General features: G+C 46.0%; 9 protein-coding genes. All 9 read right to left on the bottom strand.

From position 1 onward, the window contains the following. Positions 1 to 31 precede the first annotated feature (31 nt). Complete coding sequence (locus A8C56_RS01465) at positions 32 to 832, bottom strand: sulfite exporter TauE/SafE family protein (protein ID WP_067761457.1); 801 nt, start codon at positions 830 to 832, stop codon at positions 32 to 34. A gap of 156 nt (positions 833 to 988) precedes the next feature. After that, positions 989 to 1,129 carry a hypothetical protein gene (locus A8C56_RS24275; protein ID WP_157097833.1) on the bottom strand — a complete coding sequence of 47 codons (141 nt, stop codon included), beginning with the start codon at positions 1,127 to 1,129 and terminating at the stop codon, positions 989 to 991. Between the two features lie 422 nt (positions 1,130 to 1,551). Next, on the bottom strand, positions 1,552 to 2,727 hold the full coding sequence (locus A8C56_RS01455; protein ID WP_067751105.1) for a PepSY-associated TM helix domain-containing protein: 1,176 nt from the start codon (positions 2,725 to 2,727) through the stop codon (positions 1,552 to 1,554). A 70-nt stretch (positions 2,728 to 2,797) separates the two neighbouring features. Further along, positions 2,798 to 5,197 carry a TonB-dependent siderophore receptor gene (locus tag A8C56_RS01450; protein ID WP_084489914.1) on the bottom strand — a complete coding sequence of 800 codons (2,400 nt, stop codon included), beginning with the start codon at positions 5,195 to 5,197 and terminating at the stop codon, positions 2,798 to 2,800. An 855-nt stretch (positions 5,198 to 6,052) separates the two neighbouring features. After that, positions 6,053 to 6,961, bottom strand: coding sequence for a BPSS1187 family protein (locus tag A8C56_RS01440; protein ID WP_157097832.1), 909 nt, complete (start codon positions 6,959 to 6,961; stop codon positions 6,053 to 6,055). Positions 6,962 to 7,344: 383 nt separating this feature from the next. Next, on the bottom strand, positions 7,345 to 7,887 hold the full coding sequence (locus A8C56_RS24040; protein WP_169818734.1) for a thioredoxin family protein: 543 nt from the start codon (positions 7,885 to 7,887) through the stop codon (positions 7,345 to 7,347). Between the two features lie 7 nt (positions 7,888 to 7,894). Further along, on the bottom strand, positions 7,895 to 10,435 hold the full coding sequence (locus A8C56_RS01425; RefSeq protein ID WP_067751088.1) for a TonB-dependent receptor: 2,541 nt from the start codon (positions 10,433 to 10,435) through the stop codon (positions 7,895 to 7,897). Between the two features lie 794 nt (positions 10,436 to 11,229). After that, the gene (locus A8C56_RS01410) at positions 11,230 to 11,589 is read right to left on the bottom strand and encodes a hypothetical protein (RefSeq protein ID WP_067751080.1); all 360 of its coding nucleotides are present in this window, start codon (positions 11,587 to 11,589) and stop codon (positions 11,230 to 11,232) included. 137 nt (positions 11,590 to 11,726) lie between these two features. Then, complete coding sequence (locus A8C56_RS01405) at positions 11,727 to 12,134, bottom strand: MerC domain-containing protein (RefSeq protein WP_067751078.1); 408 nt, start codon at positions 12,132 to 12,134, stop codon at positions 11,727 to 11,729. Positions 12,135 to 12,268 lie beyond the last annotated feature (134 nt).

Genomic DNA, 12,268 nt, shown 5'->3' with positions numbered 1-12,268 from the left:
CTCCTCTAAAAGCAGAAAAGCGCAGCCGCATTCACAGGATCTTTAATACGGCCTCATGCACAATAATATAAAAGGCGGCAATTGCTACAAGCCACCCGAAACCTGTTTTTAGTTTTCTGCCATCCACTTTTTTAGACAGTACCGAGCCAATGAATACCCCTGACATGGTAATTACGGAAATCTGCAGGATAAAGGCCCAGTTGATACTGTACGATCTCCAGCCGCTTAAAAAGCCAGCCGTCGATTGCAGGGCAATGATCGTTAAAGAGGTACCAATCGCTCTCTTTATATCAAGTTTACTGAACAGGAGAAGCGCAGGAATAATAAGGAACCCGCCCCCAACGCCCACTAACCCGCATAAGATGCCCACAACTATGCCGCGGCTCACCAGCATAAAATAATCATCAGTAACAGGCACTCCTTTTTTGCGACGGCCTCTTTTAGAACAGATTATATAATACGAAGCAACGAACATTGTACCGGAAAGCAGGCACATCAGAAAAGCCTCTTTTGTAAATGCCACCCCTCTTACATAAAAAAAGGTTTCCGGAAACATCGGTTCTATAAACATTCTGGTGATCACAACAGCGATAATTGAAGGCAACCCAAAATCTACTGTTACTTTCCTGCTCACCAATCCCTGCTTTAAATAGGAAAATGCGCCCAGCAGGCTTGTTGTGCCAACAATGAACAGGGAATATAATGCTGCAGTGGAAGCATCAATGTGAAAAAAATATACTAAAACAGGTACCGTTATAATACTGCCGCCAGCCCCCATCAGCCCCAGAAGAAGACCAATCAGCAACCAGAGAAAAAAACCTAATAACATCATAAGAGCAGCATCGCTTATTAAAAATTCATCTTTGCCTGTTATGCCTTCAGGCAGCAATAATTACAGGGTGCGCCATTTATTACCTGGGATCCGGTTTCAATATCCCCGACTGTGCAACCGGGCCATGCGGAAACAGCCGGAGCCGAATGAGCTGCATTATAAATGCACTTCCACCACATGGGTGCCGGTAACACCGTTCATCAAAAGAAGAAATTGAAGTTCATCAGTGACCATTTCATTACAGTAACCACCATTATATGTACGGAGCACTTTAATGCCCTGCTTGTTTTTGCTCATAAGAAAATATACCGGCACGGATAATAACAACAGTATAATGCATAATACAACAGCAGCCATATAATACAAATGCCCCGCTTCTTCCCGGATACCCGCTGCATATTGCGAACTTCGTGAAAAAGCACAACCCGGGGAAATGATACCTTTTTATCTTCCATAACATTTGGTTATCCAACTCCCCCATCTGGTTGCTGTTACGGAAATAAAATGTAAAATGAAGGAGCGATGGTCTCAAAATAAAAAAACTCATATCAGCTAAAGCCTGCCGGGTGGTACAGACGGGTGTAGCAAAGCGTTTGCCCGATCCACGTTTCGGCAGGCAGACAGGGAGATCCATAATCAATACGGAATGCACGGCGTTTTTTCTGAACGGTATGTACTGGCGGTAAATGGCGATTTAATGCAGCAGTAAGTAACTTTATTCAGCGTGTAACAAGAAGCTCTTTTTTTTCTGTAACGACCGTTCTTACGGTTTTCCTTTTCTTTTTTTTGCCCCTGTTCCACCAGATCAGGAAGCCGGTAATGGGCAGCGATGTACAAATAAGCCCACAGAGGAAAGTGAACAGTTTACCGGCCTGTCCCATCCAGGTGCCCATATGCAGCTGCCAAACGGTATTTTCAATATACTCTCCTTTCAGGCTTTTAGGAGGAACCGGAAGGTCTTTGCCGGTGTATTTATCAATAAAGGCAAGCTGTGCATTTTCCGCACTTTTCAGCCCGAGCTTGCTAGCCGTGGTTACCATGTAAAAACCGGAGGAATCAAGGTTGTACAACCATATCTGCCCCATTTTTTGCCGTGGATGACGGGTAAATTCCTGCTCAAGAACCTTATTAATAGCAAAGGCAGACCGGGTAGCATCGTTCTTAGGCATCGTTTTCTGCCATTTTGTATCCGGATCGCCTCCAAAAATCTTTACCGTGGATGCTGCCAGCGGGTGAAATGCAATGATTAGGCCGGTAATGGTTAATATAAGAGCCAGGATGGACGAATAAAAGCCGAGCACATTATGCAGATCGTAATTGACCCGTTTGAATCGGGCTTTCCATTTGATCTTGAAGCTGGCATCGCGCGTGTACTTATTCCATTTCCGGGGCCACCAGAGTATGATGCCTGAGATCAGTTCAATAAGGAAAATAACAGTAGCAATATCCACGATCCACCCACCGGGGCCGTGCCATAAGAGGGCGGCATGCAGGTGCGCCATAACATAGAAGAAATTGGCAGTACGGTCATATTTCAATACCTTACCAGTATAAGGGTCTGCATAAGCAAATCCCAGGCCTTTTCCGGGGGCAAAGGTCCTGAAGCGTACTGTTCTTCCGGGGTTCTTGTATACAGTTACTTCCGAAAGTTTCACCCGTGGATAGGCTTTGGTAACATTGGCCATAAGGGTTTCCACCGGCAGCCGTTCAGGCCTGACCTGTTCTACATAACGGGCTTTTCCGGCGGACCATTCAATGACCTCATCCCCGTACACGACCAGGGTGCCCGTCAGGGCAACAAATACTAATATGATGCCGGCAAAAATTCCTGTCCACAAATGCAGCCAGGCATTCACACGGCTAAATATAGACTTCTTAGACTTTCCTTTATTCATATTAAATCAGTTAAAAGGCAAAGCACAACCCAACAATAATCAGGTTGTGCCTGCGCGCTTATACAAAAAATCAGAACCGGTACGTGGCATTGAACGCCAGCATCCTTGTTGGCCCCGGTAACAACCAGGAACTATACGTGTAATATTTTTTGTTGGCAATATTGTCTATCTTGGCCGTCAGCCTGAATTTGGGCGCATCATAGAATATGCTTGCCCCAAAAACGGCGAAACCGTCCAAAGTAATTGTATTGACATTATTGGTGAAGGAGCTGCTCTGTCCGTTGCCGCCCACACCAAAACCAAATCCTTTCAGCGAACCGGAAGTAAAGCCATAGTTGGCCCAGATATTGCCGGCATGGTGTGGTGCGCCCTCCACCCTGTTGCCATCGAGAACAGCAGGTACCTTATTCACTATTGCAGTAAATTCGGTATAACGGATATTATTGTAGCCATAGCCCATAACGATGTTCAGGCCCGGAACAGGGTTGGCCAGTACATCCACGTCCACACCACGGCTCCTTTGTTTGTTATCCTGTGCATAATAGGTGGTGTTTGGAATCTGCATCGGCATGTTTTTAACCCTGATATCATAGTAGCTTACGGTACCTGTTAAACGATGGTGGAAGGCGTCAAATTTCACCCCGCCTTCCAGTTGGTTGGCATAAGTAGGTTTGAGCAGATTGCCTAATGAGTCTAAACTGCTGTTATTCCGGTAACCATTGTTGTAGTTGCCATATACAGAAAGCGTGTTCTTAATAATTTCGTAAGAAAGACCGAGCTTGGGCGAATAGGAGGTTTGCATGTAATCACTGCTTGCATCCACAAACCGGTTGATGCGCAGGCTTGCCATCAGTAACAACCGGTCAGTAACGTTGAGCACTTCAGATACATAGGCGCCGTAGCTGTTGGCGATGCTTCGGCTGGCGCTATAAGCTATATTGGCGCCGATACTGTCAACCCGTGCTTTTTTTATCAATTTCTCCGCTTCTGTAGCGGTAGCATAGATTTTGTCGTAAACAACAGTACCCCTGGCCTGGCCTACATTTGTTCTGAAATAATCAAGGCCTACCAGTAACCGGTTGCGTAGTGAGCCGATCTTAAAGTCGCCAATGAAGTTCTGCTGGAACTGCTGGGTGTACAGCTGACTGAAAGGCATTTCAAGAATATTCCGGGTAATAATAGCAGTGTCTGTAGCCGATTTCTTATTAGCGACCAGGTTAATGTAATGTGTTTCATTATTGCTTCTGGCCACAGAAAAATTGGTTTGAGAGAGCCATTGATCGGAAAGCTGGTAATCTGCTCTTCCGGTTACTGCCCATGTTTGTTGTTTACTGTTGAAATCCGGGTTAACATAAGAGTTGGACGGATCTAAACCCAGATCTTTAAAATTGCCGGCATAGGTGCTGGCTTCCGTAGTGCCGCCGGGAGGTGCGCCAAACCCGAAGAGCACAATGGGACGGACACTTTTGTAGTAATAGGCATCAAAATGCAAGGTAAGCCGGTCTGTTGCCTTTATTAAAAGGGACGGCGCAAAGCCCACATTATTCTGTGCGAGCTGCTGAAACGTGTTCCTGTTATCGTACATGCCATTGAAACGAAGCAAAGCTGTTTTGTCTTCGTTCAACGGTGTATTATAATCCACCGTGGCCCTTGCCAGCTCGTAACTGCCGGTGGTGAAGGAAACTTCGCCGCGCCTTACTTCCAGCGGTTGTTTGGTAATAAGGTTGTACACGCCACCATAGGAAGCAGCTTCATTACCACCAAACAAAGTGGCTGAAGGCCCTTTAATGGCTTCGATCCGTTCTACGTTGAACAGGTCTGTAAGGGCAACATATCCTGCAGATACGCCATTCCTGTACATAACGGAACCGCTGGCGAAGCCACGGGACATGAAGGTAAGCGACGAACCGCCGCTGCCCCCTACAATAGACAGGTTGCTGGCGCCCGGAATGTTGATCAACGCCTGTTCCGTGGTTGTAACCAACTGGTTCTGGAGTACTTCCTTTGGAATGACCGCATAGTTCTGCGGATTCTCCGTATAAGTAAGCGGCATTCTGGCTACCTGGGTGCTGTTCTTATTAACGTGCCGGTAAGAGGAGGATACAATTACCCGGTCTAATGTGCTGGCGTTTTCCTTTAACTGGATAGTACCGGCCGATACTTTAGCGGCATCCAGCTCTACAGAAACGGGCTCAGCCGTTACTCCAAGGGATTTAACAGAGATGGTATAAGGCCCGTAAGGAAGGTTCCTGAATTCAAAATGACCATTATCATCCGTACTGGCCTGTCTTTCAGAAGGAGAGAGCACTACAATGACATTCTCTTCCGGCTGATGGTCGGAGCTCAGCACCCTGCCTTCAATAACACCCGACCGTTTTGCCTGGGCAAAAACAGGCCCGGTCAGCGCTCCTGAAAGCAGCACAGTACAAAGTATTAAAATAGCAAATCGAATAATTGGTTGTTTCAACATTGCACTTTTCTTTTGGTAAAAAAATCCCTGCTCTTTTGTTAAGGGAGTGCAAAAGTAAAAGCATACCAATCCTCATCATTTACGAAATCGGGAAAATAATCTGAAGAATGACTAATACAATGATGAAATCCTAACCACACCAAAAAATTTCCCGCAGCGGGTGTAAAGAAAAATCCGCACTATTCAACGTTCCGAAACTTTGGAATTGGAGGCACAATACGGATCTCATATCCACAGAACCCGCGGAATGCGCTGATCTTCTTTTGCGCCCCTCTGCGAATCTGTGGGAATCCTTAAACTGCCGGCCTGGCAACAATTTCGTTAAAATATGCCTGCAGAATACGCTGATGGTTCTATTTTTCTGCATCGTCTACGAAAGTCCGCGGGGAATTTATCTGGTATACATTTTCGTTGAAAGCCTGCAGTACGCAGAATGCGCTGACAGCTCTATTTTTCTGCGTTATCTGCGTTCCGGAACTGCGGAAAATAAGTATTTGGAACGACTGCGGAAAACACTCAGCATTTATTAACGTTCCGGAACTTCAGCTTTTATTGGAGGGCATTTATTTTAGTCATTAAATTATGGCGGTATCATTGAAGAGCAATCTGATCAGAAAAGAAAGGATAAAATTTTCCATCGTTTTTTAAAAATCACACAAATAAAGAACCGCCATATTTTAGTTTAGCAGAAATGAATGCTATCGCCCAATGACAGGTGAAGTGCGAGAAAGATACATTAAAATTAACCAGGCTTACAAAAAAGTCTGACACTTCGGGAAAAACAAAGAGTAATACTTTGTAATCTCCGCAGAAGGCCAGCCCTCCCGAAAAGAACGCTGATCGTATAAAGATATCTTACTGCAGCCGATCCATTATATATTGCCATACCTGTACAAACGCAGGGTTTACAGTAGAGCCATGATAGTCTTTGGTTCCCCAGGTATTAACAAAAATGTGCCGGTCCGAATGCACAGGTATCCCGGGCTGTACCATAGTAGTGTCTGCCGGGCTCAGTCCCGTAACGGCAGCTACATCTGCAACCTGAAACTGATAATTGAAGGGGTCTTTCACATGCAGGAACGCATACTGCCGCGCAGCTGGTGTTAATCCCTTACGAAACTGCCAGGGGGCAGGCGTTTGAAAAGTTCTCAGGTAATCCTGCGGGCCGGAAAGCATTAATACGCCCGCCAGTTGAAAGGCTTTACCCAGATAGGCGGCATGGCCGGCTCCCTGTGAATGGCCAGCCACAATGATATGGTCCCAGCGCGGGGCTGCGCCCTGCAAAAATGCATCCCACCCACCGGCCTTGTCGTGCGCAGACAAATAGCGCAGCAGCTTTGTAAAGCGGCTGACAATACTATTGGCAGCATCCACGTCTACCAGCGAACTGGCAGGTGTGCCAAAAACAATCTCCTGCCGGTACCCGTCAAAACAGCTGCTGTCTGTACTACCGCTGCAGGTAGTGGTAATTACATTATTCGGGTAATCAATGCTGACCACATGATACCCCATTTCAGCAAAGCAACTGTCAAAAACCCTGCAGCTTGCTGCACTGGCACCTGTTCCTTCTATCATAAAAAGCAGCCGGTGCCGGGAGTGAGCAGACGGGTTGTACATCGCAACGTGCGGGCCATGCACTTCCCGGATATTATCTGCTGTTGCAGCAGGAGAAATCCATTCAATCTTTACCTGTGACCAGGTGTTTACCGGTAAGAGCCCCGCAAACAGCAGCAACAGCAACCCATATTTGTTAAGATATGCCATACAGATAAAGATAGCAATACTATTCCAGAAAATACCCAGGGGCAAAACCGGGAGACCATAGCCTCTTTTACAAAAGGCAGTATGTGTAGGTACGCCCGCCCAGGCTACGCTTCTTCATTATTCGTGCAATTCCTGCCGCACTCTTCAGATCCTAAAGGCCGGCGGCCCGATTTAAGGAACCATTCCGCAGTTAAAGAATCTCTATAGAACTTTGAATGCCATCAGCCCGTTTAGCTTTAATCAAAAGACTAAAAATAAATGGAGGGAATAAAAAAGCTGACAGAACGGAACCGGAAAATAGCATGTACCCAACCGGGGCCGAAGCATGCAATTCCTTCCCGTTAAAAATGTATTACCTGGTTAAAAGTAATCCCGATGCCGGCTTATTGTTCACCGCTTACTGCTGAAATTCTGTCCAGTATCTTTAAAATATTTTCAGGAGGCATCAGCCCGTAAAAACGTAACAACAGGCGATAATTTTTATCGAAATAAAGCCACAACGGATACCCCACCATCCCCTCTTTATCTTTCCCGTAAACAGTTACAAAATCATTTACCTGGCGGGGATTTTGAGGATCGGGGTTCCCATATGCTGTATGATCGAAAACAATCACAGAATCCTCTTCCGCTTTTCCCTCTACAAAATAAAAGTCGCGCTCCAGCCGCAGCTTTAAATGGCTGTTCTTACGGAGTTGTGCCTCCTGCATGAGGCAATAGGTGCAGTGTTTTGAGCGGATGTAAACCACCACGTATTTTTTTTCTTTTGTCATCTGCCAATCCAGTTCCGCAAAGCTCATTTGCGCGCCTGCTGTATGAGCCCAAAAGCACAGGAGCAACAAGGCCCCAGCACAACGCCCTAAAACGCAAAGCGAAGCACCTTTTACCGGAACGGTCCTCTTATTGGCTGTTCTCTGTATACAATGCATAATGATATTAAAGATTAAAACGTACACCCAGGTAACCTGTGCGGCCCTGCTGTGGCGTGTAGTTATACTCCGTATCAAATTGCAGCCCGCCATACTGATCAGGGCCCGACCGGTCATTAAAAGGGTCTGCCGTATTTACCAGCAGGTGCTTTGGAATGTAATTGAATATGTTTTTTACACCGGCATACAATTGTAAGCCGGCAGTAAGCTTATACGTTAACTGGCTGTGCAGCTTACAGAACCAGGGGGAATAAGGGGGTCGCGGATCGGTTATGGTTCCTGTTATATGACCATTACCGTCGTAGGTTTCCATTGTTCCCTGCGTAGGCAGCAACATAGGTCCGCGCCATTCCCCCGTTACATCCCAGGTGAGCTGCGGAATAAGATCATACGCGGCACTGAATACGCCCGACCATTTGGGAGAAAACTCAAATGGCGATCTTACGATCTTATTGCTTAGCTGGTTACCGTTATCATCCCTTTCAAACTCAAATAACTCTGCCTGGTTATAGGAAACACCTGCCGTAAGCCGGAAGGGAAAACGGAAATTCAATGCAATATCCAGCGATGCGCCAATATTGCGGGCATGCTCTTTTCCATCTACATTATAGTAAGTAAGGGTCCTGCTCACGTCATTTCTTACAGGATAGATCTTATTAAAGAAATGGGTATAGTAGGCGCTTACATCGTAAGTAAGGCCGATGCCTTCCGTAGCAACCCTGCCTTCATAATCCAGCGTACCGCTGATCGATTTTTCGGGTTTTAACGTTTCGCCGAACAGTGCTTCGTATTGTCCGCTCAGTGCCCTGTGATCTTCGCTGAAGATATTGACCACCCTGTAACCGGTACCGATGCTGGCCCGCAGGGTATTTTTTTCGTCAGGTGCATATTTCAACGCAATGCGGGGAGAATGCACCGGGTTCTCATGGTCGCCGGAAGCGGAACGGGTAAAATCATAGTCAAACCGGTAGCCCAGCAGCAAGCTGGTTTTAGGATTCAGCGTCCACAGATCCTGTATAAAGAAACCGGGCATCTGCGTCACAAAAGGGTCTGCACCATTATCAGAAGCAATGGTATTGTCTTTGAACCAGATGTACCGGTAAGACCCCCCCAGTAAAAAGTTATGATCGCCCCGCTTTTTATCCCAGAATGCCTGGCCAAATAAGGTTTGCTGATGCGCCATAAAAAGCTCTGTGCCATATGCGGAATTCTGATCATGCCGGTTATAAGAGCCCTGGATGGTAATATTTTCCTTTATAGGGAGCTCATATTTTCCCACCGCTTCAAACCGGCTGGTATAGATAGATTCCTGATATTTCATATTATCTGCCAGCGCTGCAGCGGGGTTGGCCAGCTTTACTGCATCCAGCCATTGCTGCCTGTCTGTCTGCTTATCAAACCGGGGAATGCGGAACCCCTTTGCATATTTTTCATTGTAGATCGTATGCCCGTTGGGCAACACATAATCGGCATTGTAACCCGGAGAACCGGCGTCGTTATCATATTCATGGAAATCCACAAACCCTCTGTCCGATTGATCCCAGCCCGTTTCCCCGCCGTGCCGGTCTTCATTATAATACCGTAAAGACAAACTGGCGGCCTTACCAAACTTTTGTTTGATATCCCATTTATTGAAGAAGGACAATCGTTGCTGAAGGGTTTTGTCCATAAACCCGTCATGATCCTGATCGTGCGGGGTATTAAAATAATAGCCATCCACATTGAATAGCGTAGCAACCTTATCACTTAACCGGGCGCTGAAGCCGGTGTTTCCGGTCAGCTCTCCCCAGGTGGAAGCATTATAATCCAAAAAGAATTTAGGCGCTGTAGTTGCTTTTTTGGTAATAATGTTGATGACGCCACCAATGGCTTCAGAGCCATATAAGGAGGACGCCGGGCCTTTTACCACTTCTACACGATCAATAACACTATTGGGAATACCGCTGAAACCATATACCGCAGAGAGGGAGCTCACAATCGGCATACCATCGATCAGCACCATAGAATAAGGCCCGGGCATGCCGTTAATGCCAATGTCCGAGGTATTGCACATATTACAGTTCACCTGGGGGTTAATGCCGTTAACCATATACAGTGCATCCAGCACATTAGAAGTAGGATTTTTCTGGAACAATCTGGCAGAAATAATGGTAACGGGTACGGGGCTTTCAGATTTTCGTACGGCTTTCAGCGTTCCGGTAATGACCACTTCGTCCATGGACGCACCGGAATTTTTTAATGTTATATGCTGGGTTTTGGAAGACTGATCCGTAATCCTGATCTGGGCAGTATAGGGATCGAAACCAACAGCGCTTACTCTCAACTGCCAGTTACCTGCAGCAATGCCCTTTAGCTGATAACTGCCGGTACTGTCTGTTGTAGTGCCGATGTTCAGCTTGGGAATCGCAATGGTAGCGGCACTTACGGCTTTTCCATTTACATCCTGTACAAAGCCCTTAAGCAGCCCGGTCTGGGCTATTGCAGCAATTCCTGTAAAACAGCCGATGATAAAAAAAATGATTTTCAGACCTGTTATTTTGAATGGCATATTATCTATTTGATTTAACGAATATAAAAAGTTAGATTAACCTAACAAAATGTTTTTTTAGTACCCGATTTACACATTACCGGGCTTCCCGGATCGAAAATGCCTGTCAGCAAACAGACCGGAATTGATTAACCGGAATGCTGCAGGGTTATAGTATTTATGAATTTTATCGTTTGCCTTATTGACAATCAATGCCGGCTTTATCGCTCTGCAGAGCGGGAACAAAAAGCATTTTTTGAGTTCATCGGAATAACAGAAAGTGCTGTCATGCTGAACTTGACGGAGCAAGAACGAAACGAACAGGTGGATACACACTTAAGAATAAGGAAACATCTCTACAGATTGTGAGTCCCTTCTGCTTCACTACGTTATGCTGCCAATGACAGGTGTGTTATTGTTTTGAAAATCAATCTTTCTTTTTGTCATGCCGTTCCGATAGTTCGGAATTGTTTCAGCATCTGCTTAATTTGGACCCTGAAACAAAAACAGATCCCGGAATAAGTCCGGGACATCTTCAGGGTGACCCGTAAGAATAATTGTCATTGCCTCATCCGAACTTTCGGATGATTTTGTTTTTATAAACGGAAACTCAGGATAACGATAAAAATCCTTTTTTCCCGGCCGGGTACCACATGGATATTGAGGGCAGACTGTGGACCTGGCATTCTCTGATCTGTTATCAAACGCCGGTCTTACGCCGTCGCTCAATGCCCGGGACGCAAAACGCACCTGTAAACAAATGAATACGGCACCTCCTGCCATTAGCAGTGAAAGCGAAAGTGTGTAAGCCCCGTTCAGGAAAAAGCAATAGCTGCTAACGGAGGGCCGCGGACTGCTGCTGCTCTTACATAAGACAGGTGGGGCCTGCCCATATTTTCCGGCACGGGCAAGATCCCTGTGCATGCAGGACTAAAGAGTGGCAGCAGATATACTGAAGGATGGGTATAGGTACAATAGTGCACCGCATTCAGCATTTCCATTTGGGAGGGAGAATGCCGGTGTTTTTTTCCTGTCTTTTCCCAGGCAATATTATAAGGATGCACATGCAGGATAAACCGCCCGTCTGCCGTAACATGCCCATGTGTAAACAGGGCATTGCTGACAAACAGGGCCACATACAAAACCAGGAAAATGGATGCTACAGTTTTCCGCATATTTTTACCGCTTTATAAACCAGGTTATCCGGCCGGCCTCTTAAGAACCGGCACCAACATATCTGGCTGATGGCAACATCAGAAGAAAAAAAGACCTGCAGGAGCAATTTCTGCAATAAAAGCATCATAAATAACACTCAGCTTTCTTTAGTTTTTCCGGACTTCTTACGGGTGCAGTTGCGGCAATAATAAATATTCAGTAGATGCGCACTGATAATAAAGAGGGCCGACAGGGGAATAAAGAGATACACAAAAGCCTCTTCCCAAACCTGGTTCAGGATCAGGAACAGGAAACCGCAGCCAAATAAAACAAGCGGCTTATAGCTGCCATGGTGATGCAAATAGCCATGATAAAGCGATACGAAGCCAAAGACCAGGGCCAGGAGGATCATGCCCCATTCTATGGCTTTATTTTCCAGTATATCAATACCCAGAAAAGGCAGGCTGCTGATCAGCAAGGGTAAAAGGGTGCAATGGATGGCACAGGCAATAGAAGTAAAAATGCCCAACTGGTCGTAATTTATTTTTAAGCGCTTGTACTGCATAGTGATTCATTTATGCAAAAATAAAATATCTGCAACATAGTTGCAAATATAAAAATCCACTTAATTTTGCTGATTGATGATCTGGGGCGCTCAGCAGCGCCGGGCAAACCTGTTTTAACAGTACCTTCCGGGTT

The organism is Niabella ginsenosidivorans, from assembly GCF_001654455.1.
Taxonomy (GTDB): Bacteria; Bacteroidota; Bacteroidia; order Chitinophagales; family Chitinophagaceae; genus Niabella; species Niabella ginsenosidivorans.
This window is presented reverse-complemented; position numbering and strand designations above follow the sequence as displayed.